Genomic DNA, 26,043 nt, shown 5'->3' with positions numbered 1-26,043 from the left:
GGGCAGTGGTAATTAACAATCACGCATGCTTGCTTTTTTCTGGCCCCGGTGTGATGCTGGTCGCGGAACGCGGACTTCACGGGTGCGGCATGCGGCCCATCCTGCCGGTTCGCCGCACAGGAGGCATTCCCGCTGATGAGTATGCTGGCCGCCGACCCGGACGTGCTCCGGATCGGCAATTGTTCCGGCTTCTACGGCGATCGGCTCGGCGCCATGCGCGAGATGCTGGAAGGGGGACAGCTCGACGTCCTCACCGGCGACTACCTCGCCGAACTCACCATGCTGATCCTCGGCCGGGACCGGATGAAGGACCCGGACCTCGGCTACGCCAAGACCTTCGTCAAGCAGATCGAGGACTGCCTCGGCCTCGCGCTCGAACGCAACGTGCGCATCGTGGCGAACGCGGGCGGCCTGAACCCGGCGGGTCTGGCGCAGCGTTTGCGCAAGGTCGCCGCCGATCTCGGACTGGACGCGAAGATCGCGCACGTCGAGGGCGACGACCTGGTGGCGCGGGCCGGCGACCTCGGCTTCGGCGCGCCGCTGACCGCCAACGCCTACCTCGGCGCGTGGGGCATCGTCGAATGCCTGAACGCGGGCGCGGACATCGTGGTCACCGGCCGGGTCACCGACGCGTCGGTGATCGTCGGCCCGGCCGCCGCGCACTTCGGCTGGGGCCGAACGGATTACGACCGCCTGGCCGGCGCGGTGGTGGCCGGGCACGTCATCGAGTGCGGCACCCAGGCCACCGGCGGCAACTACGCCTTCTTCACCGAACTCGCCGATCTGGGCAGGCCGGGCTTCCCGATCGCGGAGATCCGCGCCGACGGCAGCAGCGTCATCACCAAGCACGCGGGCACCGGCGGCGCGGTCACGGTGGACACGGTCGAAGCCCAGCTCATGTACGAGATCCAGGGTGCGCGCTACGCCGGGCCCGACGTCACCTCCCGCCTGGACACCATCCGGCTCGATCAGGACGGCCCCGATCGGGTGCGGATCAGCGGCGTCACCGGTGAGGCCCCGCCGCCCCGGCTCAAGGTCTCGCTGAACACCCTCGGCGGGTTCCGCAACGAGATGGAATTCGTGCTCACCGGTCTGGACATCGAAGCGAAAGCGGAACTGGCCCAGCGGCAGCTGGAGTCCTGGCTGCCGGCCCGCCCCGCCGAACTGACCTGGACCCTGGCCCGCCTGGACCGCCCGGACGCCGAAACCGAGGAGCAGGCCAGCGCGCTGCTGCGCTGCGTCGTCCGCGACCCGGACCCGAACAAGGTCGGGCGCGCGTTCTCCAACGTCGCGGTGGAACTGGCGCTGGCCAGCTACCCGGGATGCAGCTTCACCACCTTGCCCGGCAACGGCTCTCCCTATGGCGTGTTCACGCCGGGCTTCGTCGACGCCGCCGAAGTGCCGCACACGGCGGTGCTGCCGGACGGCGCCCGCGTCGAGATCGCCCCGGCGACGGAGACGGCCGAACTCGCCGCCGTCGCCGAGCCGCCCGCCCCGGAACCGCTGCCGGCCGGGGAAACCCGCCGCGTGCCGCTGGGAACCATCGCGCTGGCCCGCAGCGGCGACAAAGGCGGCGACGCGAATGTCGGCGTGTGGGTACGCACCGACGAGCAATGGCGCTGGCTGGTGCACACGCTCACCGTCGAGCGCGTCAAAGAACTCCTGCCGGAAGCCGCTTCGCTGACCGTCACCCGGCACGTCCTGCCCAACCTGCGGGCGCTGAACTTCATCATCGAAGGCCTGCTCGGTCAGGGCGTGGCGTATCAGGCCCGCTTCGACCCGCAGGCCAAGGGACTCGGCGAATGGCTGCGGTCTCGTCACCTCGACATTCCAGTGGAGCTTTACGCATGACCGGTCAGGCCCGGAGGCGGCAGCTCGCTTCACCACGCAGGGCCCCCGGTCATGCGAGAAAGGACACCGCATGACGAAACTCTGGGAAACGCCGGAACGACGCGAATTGCGTTCCACAGTGCGTGGATTCGTGGAACGCGAGATCCTGCCGTACCTCGGCGGCTGGGAGCGCGCCGGGGAGATCCCGCGCGAGCTGCACAAGAAGGCGGGCGCGCTCGGCCTGCTCGGCGTGCAGTTCCCGGAATCCGCGGGCGGTTCCGGCGGCGACGGTGTGGACGCGATGATCGTCTGCGAGGAGATGCACCAGGCCGGCGCGTCCGGCGGGCTGTTCGCCTCCCTGTTCACCTGCGGCATCTCCGTGCCGCACATCATCGCCTCCGGCGACGCCGAACAGATCGAGCGTTGGGTGAAGCCGACGCTGGCGGGGGAGAAGATCGGTTCGCTCGCGATCACCGAGCCCGGCGGCGGCTCCGACGTCGGGCACCTCACCACCACCGCGCGCCGCGACGGCGACCACTACATCGTCAACGGAGCCAAGACCTACATCACCTCCGGCGTGCGCGCCGACTTCGTGGTCACCGCGGTGCGCACCGGCGGACCAGGCTCCGGCGGCATCTCGCTGCTCATCGTGGACAAGAACACTCCCGGCTTCACGGTCAGCCGCAAGCTGGACAAGATGGGCTGGCTGGCCTCCGACACCGCCGAGCTGTCCTACGTCGACGTCCGGGTGCCGGTGGAGAACCTGGTCGGCCCGGAGAACTCCGGCTTCTACCAGATCGCGGGCGCGTTCGTCAGCGAGCGCGTCGGCCTCGCGGTGCAGGCGTACTCCAGCGCGCAGCGCTGCCTCGACCTGACCCTGGAGTGGGTGCGCAACCGCGAGACCTTCGGCCGCCCGCTGATCAGCAGGCAGGCGGTGCAGAACACGGTCACCGAGATGGCGCGGCGCATCGACGTCGCGCGCGTCTACACCCGTGACGTGGTGCAGCGCAGCGCCGAAGGCGAGACCGACCTGATCGCCGAGGTGTGCTTCGCGAAGAACACCGCGGTGGAAGCGGGCGAATGGGTCGCCAACCAGGCCGTCCAGCTCTTCGGCGGCCTCGGCTACATGCGCGAATCCGAGATCGAGCGCCAGTACCGTGACATGCGCATCCTCGGCATCGGCGGCGGCACGACCGAAATCCTGACCGGACTGGCGGCGAAGCGATTGGGGTACCAGTCATGACCATCCTGCGCAGCACCTTGGACACCGCGGCCCCCGAATACGAGGCGGCGGCCGACGCCATGACGGCCAAGCTCGCCGAGGTCGAGGCGGAGTTCGCCAAGGCCATCGCGGGCGGCGGGCCGGACAAGCTGGCCAGGCATCGCAAGCGCGGCAAGCTGACCGCGCGCGAACGCATCGAACTGCTCGTCGACGAGGACTCGCCGTTCCTGGAGTTGTGCCCGCTGGCGGGTTGGGGCAGCGAATTCCACGTCGGCGGCAGCACCATCGCGGGCATCGGCATCGTGGAGGGCGTCGAGTGCATGATCGTCGCGCCCGACCCGACCGTGCGCGGCGGCACCTCGAACCCGTGGACGCTGCGCAAGACGTTGCGGATCAACGACATCGTGCGGGAGAACCGGCTGCCGGTGATCTCGCTGGTGGAATCCGGCGGCGCGGATCTGCCCACGCAGAAGGAGGTGTTCGTCCCCGGCGGCCGGATGTTCCGCGACCTCACGCAGGCGTCGGCGGCGGGCATCCCGACCATCGCGCTGGTGTTCGGCAACTCCACCGCGGGCGGCGCGTACATCCCCGGCATGTCCGATCACGTGGTGATGATCAAGGAGCGCTCCAAGGTGTTCCTGGGCGGACCGCCGCTGGTCAAGATGGCCACCGGTGAGGAGTCCGACGACGAATCGCTCGGCGGCGCCGACATGCACGCGCGGGTCTCCGGCCTCGCGGACTACTACGCCGTGGACGAGCAGGACGCGATCCGCATCGGCCGCTCCATCGTCAAGCGGCTGAACTGGCGCAAACAGGGTCCTGCTCCGCGTGCCGAGGTGATCGAGCCGCTCTACGATCCGGAGGATCTGCTGGGCATCGTGCCGTCGGACCTGAAGATCCCGTTCGACCCGCGCGAGGTGATCGCGCGCATCGTGGACGGATCCGACTTCGACGAGTTCAAGCCGCTCTACGGCAGCAGCCTGGTCACCGGATGGGCGGAGCTGCACGGATATCCGATCGGCATCCTGGCCAACGCGCGCGGTGTGCTGTTCTCCGAGGAGTCGCAGAAGGCCACCCAGTTCATCCAGCTGGCCAACAAGACGAACACGCCGCTGCTGTTCCTGCACAACACCACCGGCTACATGGTGGGCAAGGAGTACGAGCAGAAGGGCATCATCAAGCACGGCGCGATGATGATCAACGCGGTCTCCAATTCCAAGGTGCCGCACATCTCGGTGCTGATGGGCGCTTCCTACGGCGCGGGCCACTACGGCATGTGCGGTCGGGCCTACGACCCCCGCTTCGTCTTCGCCTGGCCCAGTGCGAAATCCGCCGTGATGGGCGGCGCGCAGCTGGCGGGCGTCATCTCGATCGTCGGCCGGGCCGCCGCCGAGGCGAAGGGCCTGCCGTTCGACGAGGAGGCCGACGCCGGGATGCGCGCCATGGTGGAGGCGCAGATCGAGGCCGAATCGCTGGCGATGTTCATGTCCGGGCGGCTCTACGACGACGGCGTCATCGACCCGCGCGACACCCGCACCGTGTTGGGAATGTCCCTTTCGGCCATTCACAACGCCCCGATCAAAGGCGCCGACGGCTTCGGCGTCTTCCGAATGTGAGGCCGCGGATGGTTATCTCGAACGTTCTGGTCGCCAACCGTGGCGAAATCGCCCGCCGGGTCTTCGCCACCTGCCGCCGGATGGGTCTGGGCAGCGTCGCGGTGTATTCCGACGCTGATGCCGCCGCGCCGCACGTCACCGAGGCGGACGCCGCGGTGCGACTGCCCGGAAACACGCCGGGGGAGACCTACCTGCGCGGTGAGCTGATCATCGAGGCGGCGCTCGCCGCGGGCGCCGACGCGATCCATCCCGGATACGGATTCCTCTCCGAGAACGCCGAATTCGCCAAGGCCGTGCTCGACGCCGGACTGGTCTGGATCGGCCCGCCGGTCGAGGCGATCGAGCAGATGGGCTCGAAGGTCGCCGCGAAGAAGATGATGGACGCCGCGGGCGTGCCGGTGCTCGCCGAACTGGACCCGGCCGAGGTCACCGAGGCGCACCTGCCGGTGCTGATCAAGGCGTCCGCCGGTGGCGGAGGGCGCGGCATGCGGGTGGTCCGCGAGCTGGCCGACCTGACCGCGCAGATCGAGGCCGCCCGGCGCGAGGCGGAGTCCGCGTTCGGTGATCCGACGGTCTTCTGCGAGCGCTATCTGGAGACCGGCAGGCACATCGAAGTGCAGGTTATGGCCGACACGCACGGCACGATCTGGGCCGTCGGCGAGCGCGAGTGCTCCATCCAGCGCCGCCACCAGAAGGTGATAGAGGAAGCTCCGTCGCCGCTGGTGGAGCGCACCGAGGGGATGCGCGCGCGGCTGTTCGAGGCGGCGCGGCTCGCGGCGGGCGCCATCGGTTACACCGGCGCGGGCACCGTCGAGTTCCTCGCCGACGAGCAGGGCGAGTTCTTCTTCCTGGAGATGAACACCCGGCTGCAAGTGGAGCATCCGGTCACCGAGTGCACCACCGGCCTGGATCTGGTCCGGCTGCAACTGGAGGTCGCCGCCGGTGGCGCCCTGCCCGCCGAACCGCCCGCGATGCACGGACATTCGATCGAGGTGCGGCTCTACGCCGAGGACCCGGCGCACGACTGGCAGCCGCAGAGCGGAACCGTGCACCGGATCGACATCCCGTCGGTGCGCACCGAGTTCGACCTGCTGGATCGGCCTGGCGTGCGCCTGGACACCGGCGTGGTGGACGGCTCGGTGGTGGGCGTGCATTACGACCCGATGCTGGCGAAGGTCATCTCCTATGCCGAAACGCGGGGCGAGGCAGCTCGATTGTTGGCTTCGGCACTGCACCGCGCGAAGATCCACGGCCTGGTGACCAACCGGGACCTGCTGGTGCGCGTGCTGCGTCATCCGGCGTTCCTGGCCGGTGACACCGACACCGCGTTCTTCGCCACGCACGGGCTGGACGCGCTGGCCGCGCCGCTGGTGTCGGAGCCGGACGAGGAACTGTCCGTCATCGCCGCCGCGCTCGCCGACGCCGCCGCGAACCGGCGCGGCGCTCGGGTGGGCGGCGGCCTGCCCAGCGGGTGGCGGAACCTGCCGTCGCAATCGCAGCGCAAGTCCTACGAGAGCCGCGCCACCGGGAGGCACGAGGTGGGTTACCGGTTCGGCCGTAGCGGCGTCACCGTGGACGGTCACGACGGGCTCGAGCTCGTCGAGTCGGCTCCCGATCGCGTCGTGCTGTCGGTGCCTGGCGAACGCGGGCCGGTGCGCAGGCAGTTCGAGGTCGCCCGCTACGGCGATCAGGTCTACGTCGACTCGCCGCTCGGGCCGGTGGCCCTGCGCAGGCTGCCGCGCTTCAGCGACCCGGCCGACCAGGTTGCGACCGGCTCGCTGCTGGCCCCCATGCCGGGCAGCGTGATCCGGCTCGCCGCCGAGGTCGGCAGCCACGTCGAACAGGGTCAGCCGATCCTGTGGCTGGAGGCGATGAAGATGGAGCACACCATCGCCGCGCCCGCCGCGGGCGTGCTCAGCGCCGTCAACGTCACCGTCGGCCAGCAGGTCGACGTCGGCGCCGTGCTCGCGGTCGTCGAACCCGTAGAAAACCAGGAGAGCTGATGTCCTTCATCGAAACCGACGAGCAGAAGGCGCTGCGGGCCGCCGTCGCCGCGCTGGCCGCGAAGTACAACTACCGCGACTACGTGCTGCCGAAGGCGCGCAAGAACGAGCCGCTGGACGAATTGTGGCAGGAGGCGGGCAAACTCGGCTTCCTCGGCGTGAACCTGCCGGAGGAATACGGTGGCGGCGGCGCGGGCATGTACGAGCTGTCGCTGGTGATGGAGGAGCTGTCGGCGCAGGGTGCGGGCCTGCTGCTGATGGTGGTGTCCCCGGCCATCTGCGGCACCATCATCGCCAAGTACGGCACCGAGGAGCAGAAGCAGGAGTGGCTGACCAAGCTCGCCGACGGCTCCGGCAAGATGGTGTTCGGCATCACCGAGCCGGACGCGGGCTCCAATTCCCACCAGATCACCACCACCGCGCGCCGCGACGGTGACGACTGGATCCTCAACGGCCGCAAGATCTTCATCTCCGGCGTCGACCAGGCCGAGGCCGTGCTGATCGTGGCCCGCACCTCCGACCACAAGACCGGCAAGCTCAAGCCCGCCCTGTTCATCGTGCCGACCGACGCCGAAGGCTTCACCAAGACGGCGCAGGAGATGGACATCATCGAGCCGGACCACCAGTACAACCTGTTCCTCGACGACGTCCGGCTGCCGTCCACCGCGCTGGTCGGCAAGGAGGACGCGGCGCTGATGCAGCTGTTCGCGGGCCTGAACCCGGAGCGGATCATGGGCGCGGCCATGGCCGTCGGCATGGGTCGCTACGCCATCGAACGCGCCGTGGAGTACGCCAGGGAGCGCACGGTGTGGAAGACGCCGATCGGTGCGCATCAGGGCATTTCCCATCCGCTGGCGCAGGTGAAGGTGGAAGTGGAGCTGGCGAAGCTGATGATGCAGAAGGCCGCCACCCTCTACGACGCCGGCGACGAGATGGGCGCCGCCGAGGCAGCCAACATGGCGAAATACGCCGCGGCGGAAGCCAGCATCAAGGCGCTGGATCAGGCCGTCCAGACCCACGGCGGCTCCGGCCTGACCAAGGACGTCGGGCTGGCCGCCATGCTCGCCGCCGCCCGCATCGGCCGGATCGCGCCGGTGAGCCGGGAAATGGTCCTGAACTTCGTCGCCCAGTACTCGCTGGGTCTGCCGAAGTCGTACTGAGAGGACGCGCATGACCGAGACGGCTCCGTTCGTCCGCTACGAGGTGAGCGGTGGCGTCGCGACGCTCACCTTCGACTCGCCGCACAACCGCAATGCGCTGTCGTCCAAGCTGGTCGCCGAGCTGCTGCGCGGACTCGACGACGCCGCTGCCGACGAAAAGGTGCGGGTCATCGTGCTCGCGCACACCGGCAACACCTTCTGCGCGGGCGCTGATCTGAGCGAGGCGAGCGACGCCGATCCGGCCGTGGCCGCCGACGAGCGCACCCGGGTCATGATCGGCGTGCTGCGCAGGCTGGTGGAGATCCCCAAGCCGGTGATCGCGCGGATCGACGGCAACGTGCGGGCGGGCGGCATGGGCATCGTGGCGGGCTGTGACATCGTGGTGGCCGGCCCGGGCTCCAGTTTCGCGCTCACCGAGGTGCGCATCGGGCTGGCGCCGTTCATGATCTCGCTCACCCTGCTTCCCAGGCTCGATCCGCGTGCGGCCAGCAGGTACTACCTCACCGGCGAGAAGTTCGACGCGCACGTGGCTCGGGAGATCGGCCTGGTCACGGTGACCGCCGACGATCCGGCCGCCGAGGTGGCGCGGCTGTGCGGCGAGGTGCGCAAGGGCTCACCGCAGGGGCTGGCGGAGGCCAAACGGTTGGTCAACGCGGGCATCCTCGCCGAGTTCGACGCCTCCGCCGAGGAGCTCGCGCGGCGTTCGGCGAGCTTCTTCGGCACCCCCGAAGTGCACGAGGGCATGCTGGCCTTTTTGCAGCGCCGCCCGCCGAGCTGGGCAGAATAGCGACCATGGCGACACCCCACGAACCCAAGCAGGACCGCAGCCGAGCTACCCGGCAGCGCCTGCTCGAGGCGACCATCGACTGCCTGGCCGAGATGGGCTGGGCGGCCGCGACGGTCGCGGTGGTCGCCGAACGGGCCGGGGTGTCGCGCGGCGCGGCGCAGCATCACTTTCCCACCAGGGAGGATCTGATCACCGCCGCGCTGGAGTACATGTTCGACACGCGCAGCGGGCAGGCGGTGCAGGAAGCGCCGACGCTGACGGAGCTGGGCGACGGCGTCGCCCGCACCGAGGCGGTGGTGGCGGGGCTGGTGGAGTCCTACACCAGCCCGCTGTTCAAAGCCGCGTTGCAGGTGTGGACGCACGCCGCCGCCGACCCGGTGCTGCGCGAACGGATCGTCCCGCTGGAAGCCCGCTTCGGCCGTGCGTCACACCGGCGCGCGATCGAAGCGCTCGGTGTGGACGACTCCGATCCGGTCACCCACCACCTGGTCCAGGCGACCCTGGACATGGCACGCGGCCTGGGGTTGGCCGACGTCCTCACCGACGACTCGGCCCGCCGCAAGCGGATAGTCGAGCAATGGGCGGCCACGCTCCACGCCGCTTTGCACGCACCGCGCTGAGCGGGGGTGCGCGCCGGTCGCCGGAAGCGCTACCTGTCCTCCGGCTCTCGGCGCGCCTGTGCACCGCGACCGATCAGCACAATCCTTGCTGCTCGAGACGGCCGGAATCGATGGCGTAGGAAGAGGCTCCGACGGCCGCGCCGATCAGGCCGACGATGATCGCGCCGGGGATCGCGCCGATGAAGAAGACGGGCAGGCCGACCAGCGCGCCGATGGCGGCGCCGATCGCCGCGCCGATGCCCGTGCGCAGTTCGATCGTGTCGCCGGGCGGCAGGCACGCTTTGATGTAGGTGACCTGCGGGGGCTCGCTGGTCGCCGCGGCGACCGGTTCGACGCGGTCGGCGGGCGCGGCCGACGCGGTGGCGGCGAATCCGACGGTGAGCGCGGTTGCGACCAGTGCGCTGACCACCGTCACGGCCAGCTTCATGAAAGCGTTCAACTGTTTCCCTGCATGTTCGCGATGGACACGTGACCTGATGGCCCGGTACTCGGCCGGGGCCCGTCATACGTCCGAACATCATCGCTGGAGTTTTGCGGGATGCCAAGAGCTGGATGCCAGCGGCGGGAACGCGATCCGCACCGGCGCCGAGGTATGACGCCGGTGCGGACGCGGTGTTCAGCGGACGCAGGGGGATTCGCGCTGAACACTGGAAAGCGGTGCGGTCCCGAGGGAATGCAGGGCGGCGGGGCCGCACCGCGTGGTTTCAGTGGGTGGCGGTCAGGTCGTACAGCGTGACGCCGTCCACCTGGATGGCGGTGAAGTTCTCCTCCACCCACTGCGTGATCTGCGCGCTGGGTGAGGAACTCGATGAACCCGGTCCGCCACGGCCGCCGCCGACGAAGTAGTGGATCTTCCCCTCGGCCACGTACTGCTTGAACTGCTCCAGCGTGGGCGAGGGGTCACTGCCGTTGAAGCCGCCGATCGGCATCACCGGAAGCTCGGTGGCCAGCTGCAACCCCGCGGCGCTGTTCGAGCCGATGGCCGCGGCCACCCAGGTGTAGTCGCCGCCGTTCTGCTCGAGCAGGGACACGATCCGCGCGCTCGGTTCGCTCGCCCCGAGCAGACCGCCCATACCACCGCCGCCATTGGGGCCGGGGCCGCCGTCACCGGGCATACCTCCGGTTGCCTGCGGCATCGCGCCGTCCGGTGCCTGGCCGGGCACGTTACCTTGCGGTCCGGCGCCGGGAGCCGCGCTGCCCGGCTGCGGGATTCGGCCGTTCGGCGCCGTTCCAGGCGAACCGCCGTCCGGCGGCGTGCCGCCCGGACCTTGCGCGCCGCCGTCGCGGCCGGTGGTTCCCGTTCCGTCCTGCATGCGGCGGCCCATTCCCGGCATGCCCTCGCCCCACGGGGGCCTGCCGCGCATCGCGACGTTCGGTCCGGCGGAGGGAATCGAACCGGCGTGCGGCGTCGCGATGGTGTCGACGGCATAGGCCACGGGCCCGGCCAGGAAGGTGAACGCGACCGCCAGCGCCGACACCACGGCCAGCTTGCGCGGCGCGGGCAAGAGCACGGCGATCGTCGCCAGCACACCGACGACCAGCACCGCCCAGCGCAGCCACGGCTGCCATTCCGGACTGCGGGACAACAGCATCCACGCGGTCGCGGTGGTGAGTCCCACCGCGAGCGCCGATGCCAGCCGCACCCACAGCTGGTGCCGTCCCCGCCACGCCAGCACCGCGCCCGCCCCGACCAGCGCGGCGATGGCCGGAGCCAGGGCGACGGTGTAGTACTGGTGGAAGATGCCGGCCATGAAGCTGAACACCAGCCCGGTCGCCAGCAGCCAGCCGCCCCAGAGCACGAGCGAAGCGCGTTGCCGATCGGTGCGAGCGGCCCGGCCGCGCAGCAGGATTCCGACGACCAGCGCGACCAGCGCCGCGGGAATCAGCCAGGCGATCTGGCCGCCCTGCGCGGGTTCGAACATCCGCGTGATGCCCGTTTCGCCCCACATGCCGTTGCCGCCAGGCGGAAGATCGCCGCCCGGTCCGACGCTGCCGCGCTCGTTGCCGTTGAGCCGTCCGAGCCCGTTGTAGCCGAGGGTGAGTTCCAGGATCGAGTTCTCGTGCGAGCCGCCGATCCACGGACGGGACGAGGCGGGCCACAGCTCCACCGCCAGCAGCCACCAGCCCGCGGCCACCACCATCGCGGCAGCGGCAGCGAAGAGTTGCAGGATGCGTTTGCCCAGTTTCGGCGGCCCCGCGAGCAAGTAGGTCAGCGCGAGCGCCGGAACCACCAGCAGCACCTGCAATTGCTTGGTGAGGAAGCCAAAACCGATCAGAGCGCCGGTGAGCACCAGCCACCGCCAGCGTCCGTCCTCCACCGCCCGCGTCATCGCCCAAGCCGCCGCGACCATCAAGAACACCAGCAGCGCTTCGGGATTGTTGAACCGGAACATCAGCGCCGCGACGGGCGTCACCGCCAGCGCCGACCCGGCGAGCAATCCGGCCGCGGGTCCGAACGGCCTGCGCACCGTCGCCCACAGCAGTGCCACACTGGCCACGCCGAGCAGCACCTCCGGCACCAGGATGCTCCAGCTGTTGAGCCCGAAGGCCCGCACAGAGAGCTCCATCACCCACAGCGAGGCGGGCGGTTTGTCCACGGTGATCGAGTTCGCCGCGTCGGAGGACCCGAAGAAGAACGCCTTCCACGAGACCGAACCGGCTTGCACCGCTGCCGAGTAGAACGAATTGGCCCATCCGTTGGCGCTCAGGTTGCACAGGTAAGCCACCGCCGTGCCGAACAGCAGCGCCGCCAGCGCCGGGTACTCCCAATTCCTCGTGGCCCGTGGCCGCGGTTCGGCCGCGACCGGTTGCGCGGTCAGCGTCGCCGTCATCGACGAACCTCCACCGCGGAAGCCTCCCGATCGCTTCCCCCGTCGCGGAACACCCAGCGCAACCCGACGAACCGCAGCAGCGTCGCCACCAGATTGGCCGCCACCAGGACGAACAGTTCCAGATGCACCGAGGCGTCCGGCGCCCACCGATGCAGCGCGAACAACGAACCGCTGGTCAGCGCCAACCCGATGCCGAAGATCAGCAGGCCCTGGAACTGATGCGACACGGCGCCGTTGGAGCCGCGCACGCCGAAGGTGAAGGCCCGGTTGGCCGCTGTGTTACCCACCGCCGTGATCAGCAGGGCGGCGAAGTTCGCCACCTGCGCGCCGGTCAACGGTTGCAGCACCATGTAGAGCAGCAGATAAGCCAGCGTGCTCAGCACACCGACGATCGCGAACCGCACCAACTGTCCCACCATGCCCAGCGGCACCCCGGCCACCAGCGGCTCCCGGCCCACCGATCGGCGCAGTTCGTCCAGTGGCAGCGCGCCGGTCGCCAGCGCCCGGCCCAGCCGCCAGATGCCGAGCAGATCCTTGCGCGCGGTGTCGATGATGTCCACGCGGCTGTCCGGATCGTCGATCCAGTCCACCGGGACCTCGTGGATCCGCAGGCCCGCCCGCTCGGCGAGCACCAGCAATTCGGTGTCGAAGAACCATTCCCCGTCGTGCACCAGCGGCAGCAGGCGGCGCGCCACCTCGGTGCGCATCGCCTTGAAGCCGCACTGGGCGTCGGAGAAGTGCGCGCGCAGCGAGGCTTTCAGCAGCAGGTTGTAGCAGCGGGAGATGATTTCGCGCTTGGGTCCGCGCACCACGCGCGACGCGGCGTCGAGCCTGGTGCCGATCGCCAGGTCGGAATGCCCGGTGATCAGCGGCGCGACCAGCGGGAGCAGGGCGTTCAGATCGGTGGACAGGTCGACGTCCATGTAGGCGACCACCTGCGCGTCCGAGCGTTCCCACACCGCCCGCAACGCCCGCCCGCGCCCCTTGGCGGACAGGTGCACGACGCGCACGTCGTCCAGTTCCTCCGCGAGCAGCTGTGCGACCTGCAGCGTCGCGTCGGTGCTCGCGTTGTCGGCGACCGTGATGCGCGCCGGGAAGGGGAACCCGTCGCGCAGGTAGGCGTGCAGTCTGCGGACGCACACGCCGAGATCGGTCTCTTCGTTGTAGACGGGAATCACCACGTCCAGCACGGGCGCACCCGTGGTCTCGGTCCGTTCCGTCGCCGCGACGGTCAAGGTCTCGGTCATGCGAACCAGAGTCGAGGCCCACACTGCCACACGGCTGGGCCTCAGCTGTGAGGTTCCTGGTAGCCGTGAGGCCCGGCAGACGCCCGGTCAACCGGGCCGTTCGGTGCAGGTAGCATCCGGATTCGTGATGCGCGGCCGGACGGAAGACGACCAGCCGCCGAAACGTGTGGACGCGCGCACCGAGCGCTGGCGCGAGCATCGCCACAAGGTGCGCGCGGAGTTCGTGGACGCGGCGTTGCGCGCGCTCGACAAATTCGGTCCCGCCGTCAGCATGGGCGACATCGCCAAGGAGGCCGGCGCGGCCAAGCCCAAGCTGTATCGCCACTTCGAGGACAAGACCGACCTCTACAACGCGATCCTGGACCGGGTTCGCGACCTGCTCTGGGAACAGGTCATGACCAGCTTCGACCTGACCGGCGACTCGGCCGGTGACCTGGTGCGCCGGGCCGCGTCGGAATACGTGCTCGTGGTGTCGCGGCAGCCGAACGTCTTCCGGTTCATGCTGCACAGCCACTTCACACAACGGTCAGGCGACGCCGACCGCGCGCTGCGAGCGGCCAGGCAGTCCGCCCGGCGCGCCGCGGAGTTGTTCGCCGGCGTGGTGGACGACGAGTCGGTGCGGATCGAGAACATCGAGCTGGTGATCTATTCGATCTTCGGCGCGGTGGCCTCGGCCACCGATTGGTGGCTGGGCGTGAACCGGCCGGAGCCGCCCGCCATGCCGGTCGAGCAGTTCGCCGCCTATCTGAGCGAGATCATCTTCGCGCTGGTGGCGGCGAGCGCTCGGCTGCACGGCATCGCCATCGCGGCCGATCGTCCGCTGCACCTCGCCTTTTCCACGCTGTGACGCCTTTTCCACGTTGTGACCGGAGCGCCCCCCGGGCCGGGCGCCGAGGTCTTGCCGCGTCCACGCCGAACGTCGTTGTTCCGATCGCCTCGCCGTTGAAGCCATCCGTGTCGGCGACGTCCTCAGTATCGCAGCGCCCACCGACAAGAAACGACGCTCAGCTCCGGTGCAACCGCCACAGCGGGGACACCGGCCCGTGGCCCGCGCCGAGATCGTAGGACGCGGCCAGGCAGCGGTAGGTCCATTCCTTGGCGAACTCGACCGCTTCGGGCACCGGATACCCGTGGGCCAGCGCGCAGGCGATCGCGGCGGCCAGCGTGTCGCCGCCACCGTGGTCGTTGCCGGTCGTGATGCGCGGTGCGGTGAACTCCAGGAACTGCTCGCCGTCGAACAGCAGGTCGGTGCTGTACTCGGAGGAGCGCAGGTGCCCGCCCTTGACGATCGCCCACCGCGGTCCCAGCTTGTGCAGCGCCTCGGCCGCGCGCCGCGCCGAATCGTCGTCCTTGACGTCGATGCCGGTGAGCAGGCGGACCTCGTCCAGGTTGGGCGTCACCACGGTCGCGAGCGGGATCAGGGTGCCGCGCAGCGCGTCGAGCGCTTCCGCGTGCAGCAGCGGATCGCCGTGCATCGAGGCCGCCACCGGATCGACGACCAGCGGAATCTCGCCATCGCGGCCGATGCCGACCTCCTGGCACACCGCCGCGACCGCTTCGATGATCGCGGTGGAGGCCAGCATGCCGGTCTTCGCGGCGCCGACGCCGATGTCCCCCGCGACCGAGCGCACCTGATCGGCGACCACCTGCGGCGGAATCTCGTGAAATCCGCTGACTCCCACCGTGTTCTGCACGGTCACCGCCGCCACCGCGACCAGTGCGTGCACGCCGCACATGGCCATGGTGCGGGTATCGGCTTGGATCCCGGCGCCTCCGCCGGAATCGGTACCGGCAATGGTGAGCGCCCGGACGGGGGTCTGCCCCTCGGCGGGCAATGGCAGCAATTTCACGACACAAACCCTACGGGCGACCTCGTCCACCCGCGACGGGCAACCGGCCCCACCCGTCGACGGCAAATGAAAATCGTTATCATTAATCTCATGGACTCCGATCTGCTTCCCGTCACCGTGCTGTCCGGCTTCCTCGGTGCGGGCAAGACGACGCTGCTCAACCACATCCTGGCCAACCGGGACGGCCGCCGGGTGGCGGTCATCGTCAACGACATGAGCGAGGTCAACATCGACGCCGCGCTGGTCGCGGGCCAAGGCCACCTCGACCGCACCGAGGAGAAGCTGGTCGAACTGACCAACGGCTGCATCTGCTGCACCCTGCGCGAGGACCTCATCGAGGCGGTCGCCCGCCTCGCGCGGGAAGGACGGTTCGATCAGCTGGTGATCGAGTCCACCGGCATCTCCGAGCCGATGCCGGTGGCCGCGACCTTCGACTGGGAGTTCGAGGACGGATTCCGGCTCGGCGATATCGCCCGGCTGGACACCATGGTGACCGTGGTCGACGCCTCGACCTTCCTCGCGGAGGTGGCGCGCGGCCAAGCGCTGGCCGAACGGAACCTGGAGGCGGGCGACGGCGACGCGCGCACCATCGCCGACCTGCTGGTGGATCAGGTCGAGTTCGCCGACGTCGTGCTGGTCAACAAGACCGACCTGGTCGGCGCCGCGGCGGCGGGCGCGGTGGAAGCCACGGTACGCAGACTCAATCCCCGCGCGCACGTGCTGCGCACCAGCAACGGCGTGGTCGACCTGCGCGAGGTGCTCGACACCGGCCGCTACAACCCGGTGGTCGCGGCGGAGGCCGACGGCTGGGCCGAAGAACTGGCGGGCGGGCACACGCCGGAGACCGAGGAGTACGGCATCCGCAGCCTCACCTACACCGCCGACCGGCCGTTCCATCCGCTGCGTCTGGCCGACGCGCTGGAGCGGTTGCGTGGGCTGTTGCGCAGCAAGGGATTCTGCTGGATCGCGAGCCGCTCGACACTGGCCGCGGTGTGGTCGCAAGCGGGACCGAACCTGGTGTTCGAACCCGCCGCCTGGTGGTCGTCGCTGGAGGTGCCGCCGGGACAGGAGATCGTGTTCATCGGGGTGAAACTCGATTGCGCGAAGGTGCGCGCGTTGTTGGACGAAGCACTTCTCACCGACGCGGAGTTCGCCGCGGGCCCGGGCGCTTGGGCCGAGTATCCCGATCCCTTCCCGGCCTGGGGTGAACTGCACGAGCACGCCTGATGGCTGTGTCGCTCCAGGCGCCTCGGTGTCGCCGCATGACGTGCTCAGTTCGAGATACCGGGCGCCTGGCGCAGGCAGTCGATGCGCTTGAATCCGCCGTCGCCACACTGGGTCCGGCGCTCGCCAACTACCCCGACGCCAACCCGATTACCTTCCTGGACGACGACTACCGGGGCGTCGCGAGCATGAGGTCCGAAGACGAACCCGGTTTCGACCCGTCCCGGGTGTCGTTCGTGCCCGCCGACCAAGCCGCCGCCGTCGCGACCGCGCACTACGTCTCCGACGCCGCGGTACGGTCGAGCAGAACACCGTGCGGCAGCTCGACGGGATCGAGGTCGAGCGCACATTCGTCGACAAGGCATCCGGGAAGGACACCGCACGCCCGCAGCTGGACGAGCTGATCGCGTTCGTGCGCGACGGCGACACCGTGATCGTGCACTCCATGGACCGCCTCGCCCGCAACCTGGATGACCTTCGCCGGTTGGTGCGGACCCTGACCGGCAAGGGCGTGCGGGTGGAGTTCGTGAAGGAGTCGCTGACCTTCACTGGGGAGGACTCGCCGATGGCGAACCTGCTGCTGAGCGTGATGGGTGCCTTCGCCGAGTTCGAACGCGCCCTCATCCTCGAACGACAGCGCGAGGGCATCGCCGCGGCGAAGGTCCGCGGCGTCTACACCGGCCGCAAACCTGCCCTCACCACCGAACAAGCCCATGCGCTACGCGCACAGGCCGCGGCGGGGGAGCGCAGGTCCGTACTGGCGAAGGAGTTCGGGGTCAGTCGCGAAACTGTCTACAGCTACCTGCGGGCGGGCGCCGCACCAGCCTGACCCATCTCGCATGTCACTGATCGCTGCCGTCCGATGGAACTCCATCATCCGAACCACGCAGGGAAGCGAGGTGATCGCGGGCGACCACCGTGCGGGGATGATCTAGGCCCAGAATCCGCTCGCGGTCGGCCAGGATCTGCTCGTACAGACTGATCGCCTCGTCCGTCAGACCCACCGCCCGGTAGATGTGGGCAAGGTTGTTGCGTGAGTTCAGGGTGTCGGGATGGTGGGGGCCGAGGACCCGCTCGCGGTCGGCGAGGGTCTGCTCGTACAGGCTGATCGCTTCCTCCGTCCGGCCTGCCGAGTCATAGGCGTGGGCGAGGTTGTTGCGAGAGATCAGGGTGTTGGGGTGGTGAGGGCCGAGGACCCGCTCACTGTCGGCGAGGGTCTGCTCATGCAGCGCGATCGCTTCGTCCGTCCGGCCGGCCGAGTCATAGGCGCTGGCGAGGTTGTTGCGAGAGATCAGGGTGTCGGGATGGTGGGGGCCGAGGACCTGCTCGCGGTCGGCGAGGGTCTGCTCGTACAGGCTGATCGCTTCCTCCATCCGGCCTGCCGAGTTATAGGCGCTGGCGAGGTTGTTGCGAGAGATCAGGGTGTTGGGGTGGTGGGGGCCGTGGACCTGCTCGCGGTCGGCGAGGGTCTGCTCGTACAGGCTGATCGCTTCCTCCGTCCGGCCTGCCGAGTCATAGGCGTGGGCGAGGTTGTTGCGGGCGGTCAGGGTGTCGGGATGGTGGGGGCCGTGGACCCGCTCGCGGTCGGCGAGGTTCTGCTCATGCAGCGGGATCGCTTCGTCCGTCTGGCCTGCCGAGTCATAGGCGCGGGCGAGGTTGTTGCGGGCGGTCAGGGTGAGTGGGTGGTGGGTGCCGAGGAGCCGCTCGAAATGGTTGAGCAGGTGTTGAGTGAGGGGGATAGCGCGCTGCACGTCCACGGCGGTGACCAGCTGTCTGGTCGCCCACACAAGGACATTCAGAAATCTGATGACAAGAGAAAGTGGCTGCCGACGTCGCCGCAGCCACCCTCTGCGGGGCGCTGGTGTGGTGAAGTCGACCAGGTCCGCCCTATGGATGGCGTCGATCTGGTCGACCAGATGCGCACCTTCGACCCGTCGTGTCCACGCCTCGCTGTTGTCGAACAGTCGCGGCTCGATCAGCTCCAGTGCGTGTGTGAGGAGACTGTCTGTGGTGCCGTGGTCGCGGGCTCGTTCGAGTAGCACCCGGGAGGTGAGCCGATGGGCGAGCAGCGTTTCGCTGGTGGTCGACCAGCTCAGCAGGGATCGCTGCACGCAGTGGGTGATCGCCGCGTCGACGAACTCGTTGCACTTGGGATCCGGGTGCACGAGCAGGGACCGATCGACCCCGGATGGAGCGAGGACGGCGAAGAGCCCAAGCACCCAGCCGACCACTTCGTCCAGATCGGAGTTGCCGGTGGGTGCTTCGGCAGCGTGGATGGCGAGCAGGATGGCCTGGTCCACGCGCCAGGGGTATTGCTGGCCTTCACGACGTTGCAGAGCCTGCGGCAGTGGCTGCGCCCGCAGCTGCTGCAGATAGGTTCGGTAGGACAAGCGAGGCCCGTAGGGCGGTGCGATCGCGGTGGCCGCGGCTGCCAACGCCAATGGCAGGTAACCGAGTTCGGCGGCGAGTTCTTTCTCGCCGTCCGGGTCGTCGGTGATGCCGGTGGCCTCGCGCAGGTAGCGATACGCCTGATCAGGGGTGTACCCGGTGCCAGCATCGACGGTGACCGCGGCCAGCCCGAGCATGGCCTGGTTGGTGGTGGTGATCACGACCCGGGTGCCGCCGTGGACCGGGAGCAGTTCACGCACGAGGTCGACGTGTTCGGCGTTGTCGAACACCAGCAGATGCCGATCCTGCGTGGAGCCGAGATAGTCCCGCAGCAGACGCGCCGACTCGATCGTGTCGCCATCCGCGGCCGCGACACCGAGCCGGTCGGCGATCGCGGCCAGCCCGGTGTACAGGGTTTCCGGAGTTTCGGCGTTGACCCAACCGACCAACCCTTCCCGGCGATCGAGCACGCGGCGGGCATAAGCGGCGGCCACGTGAGTCTTCCCCGCTCCTCGCATCCCGGTGACGACCACCGCGCTCCGGTCCGCGGCCAACCCCCCCTCCACATCATCGACCTGTTCACGCTCCACGAAATGCTGCGGCTTCTGCGGAATCAGCCCCGACACCCCCACAGTCACCCCCGCCAACGGAGAAAACTGCACCCGCCCCACCGGTCCGCTGCCCCCGTAATAGTGGTGATTGCTCGTGACTCGGATGTCGCCGCCCGCAGACACCTCCTGCATGGAGGCAGCCACCCCTGGCACGGCGGTTTCTCGGGCCTTGCTCACGGGTGTGAGGCATCACCGCGGCCAGCGTCGATGTCCTTGAAATCCAAGTCGCCGCCGAAACGCGCCTTGCTCACTCTGACACCGGTGCCCGGCGCGCGAACCCCCTCGGCCCGCAAACCCCCTCGGGCTCTCACATTCCCCAGCTCGATACCACTGGCGGGTTCCGCCACCACAGCAGAGGACTGGGCGCGCTGCATCCACAGCGACGCTGCGAACACGCCCACGGTCAATACCGCGACCGCAAGCCACATCCACACCGAATGACCGCCGCCGGTCGCGTAGTTCACCGCCACCGCCAAGCCTGTCGACAACGCCGCTGTAGCAGCCGTGGGAACCATCACGCGCCTCACCGCCTGCCCTGAAGCCACGGCAACCCCCTCTATCCCGAAGAAACCCGAAATCTCAGTCAGCCCCCATCCTCACAGCCTCACACCCCAAAAACCAGCCGACATCCACACCGCCGCCCCACCAGCACCCACCCACTACAAACCGAAGCGCCACAGCCTCCTTCGCATCCTGGCGGGCACATCACCTGCACAGGTGATGCCCAACAACCCGGAAACCGCATCAACGGACTTCGCTTCGCCTCGGCGGAGGTGGATGGGCTCATGTCCAGTTGGCGTGGCGGTGCAGTGGCGCGAAAGCGGCAGGAGATCGTGTTCATAGGGGTGAAGCTGCGTTACGCGAAGGTGCGCGCGTTGTTGGACGAAGCACTTCTCACCGACGCGGAGTTCGCCGCGGGCCCGGGCGCTTGGGCCGAGTATCCCGATCCCTTCCCGGCCTGGGGTGAACTGCACGAGCACGTGTGAGCGCTGTGTCGACCCACACGTCTCTGTGCCGCCGCATCACGCGCTCAGTTCGAGATGCCGGGCGCCTGGTGCAGGTAGGTGGTGTCGGTCAGTTGCTCGATCATGAAGTCGGCGATGTCGGCGCGGGAGATCTTCAGGGTGAGTCCGGGCTCGTTCGCCGGGAACCCGCGCCGGTAGCTGCCGGTGGCCGGCCCATCGGTGAACGCGCTCGGCCGCACGATCGTCCAGTCCAAATCGCTCGCCATGACGTGCTTCTCCTGCTCGACGTGATCGGCGTAGGCCGGGCGCAGCAGCAGCCCGAACATCACGTACTTCCACAGGAAGTTCAGGTTGCCCCTGCTGTCGCCCACGCCGAGCGTCGTCTGACAGATCAGCCGTTTCACGCCGGTGCGCCGCATCGCGTCGATGATCGCTTCGGTCCCACCGGCCCCAACCACGCCGTTGCGGCCGTTGCCGAGCGAAATCAGCACCGCATCCTGGCCCTCCACCGCGCGTTGCACCGAATTCGGGTCCAGCACATCGCCTTCCACGACGCGCAGCCGCTCGTGCCGCTGCGTGACGCTCGCGGCGCTGCGGGTGAAGGCCGTCACCTCGTGGCCCTCCCGCAGCGCCCGCTCGACGACGAGACGCCCGACGGTGCCGGTGGCTCCGAAGACCGCGATTCGCATGGATTCTCTCCTGGTTCGAAAGCTGTTGTGCTGTTGCTGAATCCAGTACATCAGCGTGGATCGAGACGAACCATGGCCGCGACGCTCGATGCCATAAGCGACTGTCTCACCGCAGCGGGGCGAAGAACTCCGTGATCTCCTGCGCCATGAGCGCGGGCGCCACATGGTGCAGGTAGTGGGTGAACACGTCGTGCGTGCGCCACGAGACGATGTTGTGATCGCGCTCGGCGAAGCGGCGGATGCCGTGGAAATCGCCGGTGGAGCCGCACAGCGCGAGCGGAACCGTGGTCGGCGCGGTGGGGTGCTCGGCCTTGTCCTTCTCGAAGTAGTGCCGGATCGCCGAGCCCGCGGTGCCGGTGAGCCAGTGGATGGCGATGTTGGTCAGCACGAAGTCGTCGTCCAGGTCCGGGCCGAGCAGTTGGCCGTTCCAGCCGACCAATCCGGCCGGCGAATCCGTGATCGCGTGCGCCAGCGTCTGCGGCTGCTGCGATTGCAGCACGTTGAAGCCCATCTTGTTCCGCATGAACCAGTCCAGGGTGGCCAGTGACCGCTGCTCGTCCTCGTTCAGATCGGCCAGTTCGGCCGGGTCGCCGGACGGGAACGAGTACACCTGCGTGACGTGCACGCCGACCACGCTTTCCGGCGCGACGCGCCCCAGTTCCGGCGAGATCTGCGATCCGCCGTCGTTGCCCACCGCGCCGTAGCGGGTGTAGCCGAGCCGCCGCATCAATTCGGCCCAGGCACGGGCGATGCGGGCGTCGTTCCAGCCGGCCTCCGTGGTGGGTCCGGAGAAGCCGTAGCCCGGCACCGAGGGGATCACCAGATCGAATCCGGCCGCGGTGAGCGGCTCGATGATGCCGACGAATTCGACGAAGGTGCCGGGCCAGCCGTGCGTGAGGATCAGGGGGAACGCGTCGTTCCGCGTGGACTTCACGTGCAGGAAGTGGATGTTCTGGCCATCGATCTCGGTGGTGAACTGCGGGTAGTCGTTGAGCGCGTTCTCGACCGCGCGCCAGTCGAACCCGTCGCGCCAGTACCCGACCAGGCGGCGCACCCGCTCGACGCTCACGCCGTAGGTATCGCCCGAGCCGGGGATCTGCTCGGCCCAGCGGGTGCGGGCGAGCCGGTCGCGCAGATCGTCCAGCTCGGCTTGGTCGATGTCGATGCGGAAGGGGGTGATCGCGGTCATGTCCAGCTCCTCGTGAAACGGAATGCTCTGTTCTGTTTGAACCGTAGCAGAACGGACCATTCCGTTTCAAGTGCTACGCTGAACCCATGCCGAGAACATCCGCCGCCCCAGCTCAGAAGGGTCTGCCCGGCCGCAAGGCGCAGGCCGCGCGTAATGACGGCCTGATCCTGGAGGCCGCCCGCGCGATCTTCCTCGCCGACGCCACGGCCCCCATCTCCGCCGTCGCCGAACGCGCCGGCGTCGGGATCAGCGCGCTCTACCGCCGCTATCCGAGCAAGGAGGTGCTGCTGCGCACGCTCTGCCATGAGGGGCTGCGGCGGTACAACGCGGAAGCCGATGCGGCGCTGGAGGATGCGGACGGATGGCGCGGTTTGGTCGGTTTCCTGGAGCGCGTGGTGGACGCGGACGTCCACTCCCTCGCCGTGCACCTGGCGGGCACCTTCACTCCGGACGAATCGATACTGCCCGACGTGCGGCGCTCCGCCGAAGCGACGGAGGAACTCGTCCGCCGCGCCCACGCCACCGGCAAGCTGCGCCCCGACGTCACCCCGCAGGACCTCGGCCTGATTCTGGAGTCCTGCGCGGCAGTCGCGGTGCCCAGCCCGGAGCGCACCACCCAGTTGCGCCGCCGCGTGCTCGCGATGCTGGTGGCCGGGCTGAGCGCCGAAGGCGAACTCCCGGGCCCGCCGCCCGCGCCGGACGAATTCTCCTGGCGTTGGGCGCGGCGATGAATTTCCCCGCGCGAACCGGTCGGCACTGGTACGAATACCGCTGCCCGCCCGAAAGGATGCGCCGTGAACTGGACACTCGAGGTCGTGATCGTCCCCGTCTCGGATATCGACCGCGCCAAGCGCTTCTACGCAGAGCAACTGGGCTTCGTCGTCGACCATGACACGAAGATCGGCGAGGACGCGCGCATAGTGCAGCTCACCCCGCCCGGCTCCGGCTGCTCGATCGTGATCGGCCACGGCGCGGTGCCGGACATGCCACCGGGCTCCCAGCAGGGCCTGCAACTAGTGGTCAACGACCTGCGCAAAGCCCACGAGGAACTGACCTCCCGCGGCGTCGAGGTCACCGAAATCCAAGTCCTCGGCCAAAACCCGCGCCCCGTGCCCGACCCGCTCGACAACGTCGGATTCTTCTTCTTCACCGACCCGGACGGCAACGGCTGGGGGGTGCAACAGATCTCGACCCGTCCATGAGCGACCCTGTGCGGACGGTGGTTCCTCCCGAGCGATTATCGACGGCAAGGCAGTGAGCGCGGCACGGCGCAGGCCGCGCGGGTCAGCGGATCGATTCGTTGACCAAGCTCATCAGTCGGTCGGCGAGGACGGGGGAGGCGGCAATCGTGTCGGGGGAGCCGAGGCTGTGGCGGCGGGAGGTCGAGTCGAGGACGACAGCACCCGCCTCGCGGGCGATGAGCACACCGGCGGCGGTGTCCCAGGGCTTGTTGGACAACATGACGCAGGCGTCGGTGCGCCCCTCGGCGACCCACACCAGATCCAGGGCGGCAGATCCGAACATCCGAACCCGCTCGATGGTGGCCGCCAGCGCGGCCGTCCATCAGATCCAGACCCGTCCGTGAGTGCGTCGGTGACGAACGCCGGGTGGGTCTGCCTCGGTTATCGGGGGCCGAGGAAGAGGGTTTGTGTGCTGCGGCCCAGAGGGCCCTTTTCGTCGTAGAGCGCCGATTCGGCCATACCTATGCCATGGGGTTGGGGGTAGGTGACGGCGTCGAGGCAGACCCATTCGCCCGCAGGCTGGCGGTGCAGGGTGACTGTGAGGTCGGTGTTGATGAAAAGGTACTTCGACCAGTCCAGGACCGCGCTGACGCCGTTGCCGGAATCGGCGGCCGCGAGGGTGCGCTCCAGCGGGCTCGGGTCGGTGCCCGCGACGATCGGGTGCTTGATCCTGATCCAGCAGATCGCCGGGCCGGGTTCGGCGAAGGAGCCGCTGACGAAGCGGTAGTCGATGGCGGTGTGGAAGCCGATCGGCTGGTTGGAGGGGAACGGCTCGGGCGCGTCCGCGTGCTCAGGGCCCGGTCGCGAGCCGGTCGGCAAGAAGCGTTCCGGCAGCGGCAACTCCGGTTCGGACAGCTTGAATCGCCAGGCATTCGCCCGCATCACCGGCCCGCGCTCGCTGGACAGCGTCGCTTCGATGAGCTCGACGCTGCGGCCGGGCCGCGCGACGCGCGCCTGCGCGGTGAGCGGTGCCAGCGGCACCGGGCCCAGGATCTCTACCGCCACCCGGCCCACCTGGAATCCGGCGCGAGGCTCGCAGCGCTCGATCACGTGACCGAGTAGCGCCGAGGGCGGTCCCGCGTGCTGCGCGTCCGGCGACCAGGGGCCGCGGGTCAGTTCGGTCGAGAGAAAGCGGTCCGGCCGGTCGGGATCGGGGAGGTAGAAGGCGTCAGTCATGACCGTGCCTCGCCCGCGCTCGATTCGATGTGCGCCCGCGCGCCGAGTCCTCGGTTACTTCTCTGACGCTCGCTCACGTCGTCGTCCATCCTTCGGCCGATCGGTCGGTTGCACAACGACGGTAACGCGCACCATAACGCGGTTCATCCTCAGACCCGGCCGAACGCGAGCGCGACGTTGTGCCCGCCGAACCCGAACGAGTTGTTCAGGGCGAAATCGATGCGCTGAGTGCGCGGCGCGCCCGCCACGATGTCCAGATCGATCTCCGGATCGAGATTGTCGAGGTTCAGCGTGGGCGCGACGACCTGATCCCGCAGGGTGAGCATGGTGACCAGCGATTCCAACGCGCCGACCGCCCCGATCGAGTGACCGAGCGCGGATTTCGGAGCGTAGACCGAGGCGTCCGGCACGACGGAGGCGATCGCGTTGGCCTCCGAGGCGTCGCCGATGGAGGTCGACGTGGCGTGGGCGTTCACATGCTGGATGTCCGAAGGCCGCAATCCGGCGGTCTCGATGGCCTTGCGCATCGCGCGGGCCGCGCCGAGCCCTTCCGGTTCGGAGGCGACGATGTGGTAGGCGTCGGAGGTGATGCCTGCGCCGAGCACCCGCCCGTGCACGGTAGCGCCGCGCGCGCGTGCGTGCCGCTCGGACTCGAGCACCAGCAGCGCGCCCGCTTCACCGAAGACGAACCCGTCGCGGTCCCGGTCGAACGGGCGGGACGCGCGTTCGGGCTCGTCGTTGCGGGTGCTCATGGCGCGCATCATGGCGAAGCTCGCGATGGGCACCGCGTCGATGTGTCCTTCGACCCCGCCCGCCACCACCACGTCCGCCTCGCCGGTGCTGATCAGCCGCCAAGCGTGCGCGATCGCCTCCGAACCGGACGAGCAGGCCGAGACGGGAGCGAAAACTCCCGCTCGCGCCCCGATTTCGAGCCCGACGGTGGCGGCGGGACCGTTCGGCATCACCATCGGCACCGACATCGGCGACACCTTCCGGTAGCCGCCCGCGCGCATCGCGTCGACGGCGGAGATCAGCGCGTCACCTCCGCCGAGCCCGGTGCCGATGGCCACCGCCAAGCGGTCGCCGTCCACCTCGGGCGCGCCCGCCGCGCGCCAGACCCGGCGGCCGAGCACCAGCGCCATCTGCTCGACGTAGGAATGCCTGCGCTGTTCGACCCGGCTCAGTTCCGCGCCGGGCTGTGACGTCAACTTGCCGCCGATGCGGACCGGCAGGTCGTACTCGGTGACGAAATCGTCGTCGAGCGCGCTGATGCCGCTGTGCCCCGCCAGCAATTCGGACCAGGTCGTGTCCATGTCGTCGGCCAGCGACGTGGTCGCCGCGTATCCGGTGACCACGACCGAATCCCGAGTTTCTGAAGCGATTGTTACAGTCAC

Annotated in this window: 23 protein-coding genes and 1 pseudogene; 13 read left to right on the top strand and 11 right to left on the bottom strand. The window is 69.0% G+C overall.

The window, feature by feature from the left end:
• Positions 1 to 135 precede the first annotated feature (135 nt).
• The 7 genes from U3653_RS00330 to U3653_RS00300 all read left to right on the top strand — a co-directional run bounded on the left by U3653_RS00330 (position 136) and on the right by U3653_RS00300 (position 9,238).
• The gene (locus tag U3653_RS00330) at positions 136 to 1,851 is read left to right on the top strand and encodes an acyclic terpene utilization AtuA family protein (protein ID WP_195080793.1); all 1,716 of its coding nucleotides are present in this window, start codon (positions 136 to 138) and stop codon (positions 1,849 to 1,851) included.
• A gap of 70 nt (positions 1,852 to 1,921) precedes the next feature.
• A complete protein-coding gene (locus tag U3653_RS00325; RefSeq protein WP_195080792.1) occupies positions 1,922 to 3,073 on the top strand; it encodes an acyl-CoA dehydrogenase family protein in 1,152 nt (383 codons plus the stop codon).
• Positions 3,070 to 4,668, top strand: a complete 1,599-nt coding sequence (locus U3653_RS00320) for an acyl-CoA carboxylase subunit beta (protein WP_195080791.1) — start codon at positions 3,070 to 3,072, stop codon at positions 4,666 to 4,668. Before U3653_RS00325 ends, U3653_RS00320 begins: the two co-directional genes overlap by 4 nt.
• Before the next feature lie 8 nt (positions 4,669 to 4,676).
• A complete protein-coding gene (locus U3653_RS00315) occupies positions 4,677 to 6,671 on the top strand; it encodes an acetyl/propionyl/methylcrotonyl-CoA carboxylase subunit alpha (RefSeq protein WP_195080790.1) in 1,995 nt (664 codons plus the stop codon).
• Positions 6,671 to 7,831 carry an acyl-CoA dehydrogenase family protein gene (locus U3653_RS00310; protein ID WP_195080789.1) on the top strand — a complete coding sequence of 387 codons (1,161 nt, stop codon included), beginning with the start codon at positions 6,671 to 6,673 and terminating at the stop codon, positions 7,829 to 7,831. Before U3653_RS00315 ends, U3653_RS00310 begins: the two co-directional genes overlap by 1 nt.
• 10 nt (positions 7,832 to 7,841) lie before the next feature.
• Positions 7,842 to 8,618, top strand: a complete 777-nt coding sequence (locus tag U3653_RS00305; RefSeq protein WP_067796793.1) for an enoyl-CoA hydratase family protein — start codon at positions 7,842 to 7,844, stop codon at positions 8,616 to 8,618.
• Positions 8,619 to 8,623: 5 nt separating this feature from the next.
• Positions 8,624 to 9,238, top strand: a complete 615-nt coding sequence (locus U3653_RS00300) for a TetR/AcrR family transcriptional regulator (RefSeq protein ID WP_195080788.1) — start codon at positions 8,624 to 8,626, stop codon at positions 9,236 to 9,238.
• 73 nt (positions 9,239 to 9,311) lie between these two features.
• On the opposite strand, the gene U3653_RS00295 is transcribed toward U3653_RS00300, so the two are convergent.
• From U3653_RS00295 to U3653_RS00285, 3 genes are all read right to left on the bottom strand, one after another.
• Positions 9,312 to 9,677 (bottom strand): hypothetical protein, encoded by a 366-nt coding sequence (locus tag U3653_RS00295; RefSeq protein ID WP_195080787.1) that lies wholly within the window; start codon positions 9,675 to 9,677, stop codon positions 9,312 to 9,314.
• Positions 9,678 to 9,942: 265 nt separating this feature from the next.
• Positions 9,943 to 12,069 carry a glycosyltransferase family 39 protein gene (locus U3653_RS00290; protein WP_195080786.1) on the bottom strand — a complete coding sequence of 709 codons (2,127 nt, stop codon included), beginning with the start codon at positions 12,067 to 12,069 and terminating at the stop codon, positions 9,943 to 9,945.
• The gene (locus U3653_RS00285; RefSeq protein WP_195080785.1) at positions 12,066 to 13,316 is read right to left on the bottom strand and encodes a bifunctional glycosyltransferase family 2/GtrA family protein; all 1,251 of its coding nucleotides are present in this window, start codon (positions 13,314 to 13,316) and stop codon (positions 12,066 to 12,068) included. Before U3653_RS00285 ends, U3653_RS00290 begins: the two co-directional genes overlap by 4 nt.
• 127 nt (positions 13,317 to 13,443) lie before the next feature.
• On the opposite strand from U3653_RS00285, the gene U3653_RS00280 reads away from it, so the two are divergent.
• On the top strand, positions 13,444 to 14,163 hold the full coding sequence (locus tag U3653_RS00280; protein WP_195080784.1) for a TetR/AcrR family transcriptional regulator: 720 nt from the start codon (positions 13,444 to 13,446) through the stop codon (positions 14,161 to 14,163).
• A 157-nt stretch (positions 14,164 to 14,320) separates the two neighbouring features.
• Here the strand turns inward: U3653_RS00280 and thiD are convergent, their stop codons facing one another.
• A complete protein-coding gene (gene thiD, locus U3653_RS00275; protein ID WP_195080783.1) occupies positions 14,321 to 15,166 on the bottom strand; it encodes a bifunctional hydroxymethylpyrimidine kinase/phosphomethylpyrimidine kinase in 846 nt (281 codons plus the stop codon).
• Between the two features lie 90 nt (positions 15,167 to 15,256).
• Here thiD and U3653_RS00270 point away from each other — a divergent pair, with 90 nt between their 5' ends.
• Positions 15,257 to 16,393 (top strand): GTP-binding protein, encoded by a 1,137-nt coding sequence (locus tag U3653_RS00270; RefSeq protein ID WP_195080782.1) that lies wholly within the window; start codon positions 15,257 to 15,259, stop codon positions 16,391 to 16,393.
• A gap of 310 nt (positions 16,394 to 16,703) precedes the next feature.
• On the top strand, positions 16,704 to 17,219 hold the full coding sequence (locus U3653_RS00265) for a recombinase family protein (protein ID WP_195080781.1): 516 nt from the start codon (positions 16,704 to 16,706) through the stop codon (positions 17,217 to 17,219).
• A 13-nt stretch (positions 17,220 to 17,232) separates the two neighbouring features.
• Here U3653_RS00265 and U3653_RS00260 read toward each other — a convergent pair whose 3' ends face one another.
• The gene (locus tag U3653_RS00260; protein ID WP_195080780.1) at positions 17,233 to 19,566 is read right to left on the bottom strand and encodes a tetratricopeptide repeat protein; all 2,334 of its coding nucleotides are present in this window, start codon (positions 19,564 to 19,566) and stop codon (positions 17,233 to 17,235) included.
• Positions 19,563 to 19,859: a hypothetical protein gene (locus U3653_RS00255; protein WP_195080779.1), complete on the bottom strand. Its 297-nt coding sequence runs from the start codon at positions 19,857 to 19,859 to the stop codon at positions 19,563 to 19,565. The genes U3653_RS00260 and U3653_RS00255 overlap by 4 nt, the downstream gene beginning before the upstream one ends.
• Before the next feature lie 315 nt (positions 19,860 to 20,174).
• Here U3653_RS00255 and U3653_RS00250 point away from each other — a divergent pair, with 315 nt between their 5' ends.
• Positions 20,175 to 20,375 (top strand): hypothetical protein, encoded by a 201-nt coding sequence (locus tag U3653_RS00250; protein WP_435406536.1) that lies wholly within the window; start codon positions 20,175 to 20,177, stop codon positions 20,373 to 20,375.
• Positions 20,376 to 20,419: 44 nt separating this feature from the next.
• Here U3653_RS00250 and U3653_RS00245 read toward each other — a convergent pair whose 3' ends face one another.
• Together U3653_RS00245 and U3653_RS00240 are read right to left on the bottom strand one after the other, a co-directional pair.
• Positions 20,420 to 21,043 carry an NAD(P)-dependent oxidoreductase gene (locus tag U3653_RS00245; RefSeq protein WP_195080778.1) on the bottom strand — a complete coding sequence of 208 codons (624 nt, stop codon included), beginning with the start codon at positions 21,041 to 21,043 and terminating at the stop codon, positions 20,420 to 20,422.
• Between the two features lie 106 nt (positions 21,044 to 21,149).
• Entirely contained in the window at positions 21,150 to 22,232 is a 1,083-nt protein-coding gene (locus tag U3653_RS00240; RefSeq protein ID WP_195080777.1) for an epoxide hydrolase family protein, read from the bottom strand.
• An 86-nt stretch (positions 22,233 to 22,318) separates the two neighbouring features.
• Here U3653_RS00240 and U3653_RS00235 point away from each other — a divergent pair, with 86 nt between their 5' ends.
• Together U3653_RS00235 and U3653_RS00230 are read left to right on the top strand one after the other, a co-directional pair.
• Positions 22,319 to 22,963 carry a TetR/AcrR family transcriptional regulator gene (locus U3653_RS00235; RefSeq protein WP_195080776.1) on the top strand — a complete coding sequence of 215 codons (645 nt, stop codon included), beginning with the start codon at positions 22,319 to 22,321 and terminating at the stop codon, positions 22,961 to 22,963.
• 63 nt (positions 22,964 to 23,026) lie between these two features.
• Positions 23,027 to 23,434, top strand: a complete 408-nt coding sequence (locus U3653_RS00230; RefSeq protein ID WP_195080775.1) for a VOC family protein — start codon at positions 23,027 to 23,029, stop codon at positions 23,432 to 23,434.
• Between the two features lie 82 nt (positions 23,435 to 23,516).
• Here U3653_RS00230 and U3653_RS00225 read toward each other — a convergent pair.
• The 3 genes and pseudogenes from U3653_RS00225 to U3653_RS00215 form a co-directional block, all read right to left on the bottom strand.
• A pseudogene (locus U3653_RS00225) lies at positions 23,517 to 23,768 on the bottom strand (inositol monophosphatase family protein); the annotation flags it as partial.
• 86 nt (positions 23,769 to 23,854) lie between these two features.
• The gene (locus tag U3653_RS00220; RefSeq protein ID WP_195080773.1) at positions 23,855 to 24,649 is read right to left on the bottom strand and encodes a thioesterase family protein; all 795 of its coding nucleotides are present in this window, start codon (positions 24,647 to 24,649) and stop codon (positions 23,855 to 23,857) included.
• Between the two features lie 149 nt (positions 24,650 to 24,798).
• Positions 24,799 to 26,043, bottom strand: a complete 1,245-nt coding sequence (locus U3653_RS00215) for a KasA/KasB family beta-ketoacyl-ACP synthase (RefSeq protein WP_195080772.1) — start codon at positions 26,041 to 26,043, stop codon at positions 24,799 to 24,801.

Source organism: Nocardia implantans (genome assembly GCF_035544775.1).
Classification (GTDB): Bacteria; Actinomycetota; Actinomycetes; order Mycobacteriales; family Mycobacteriaceae; genus Nocardia; species Nocardia implantans.
This window is presented reverse-complemented; position numbering and strand designations above follow the sequence as displayed.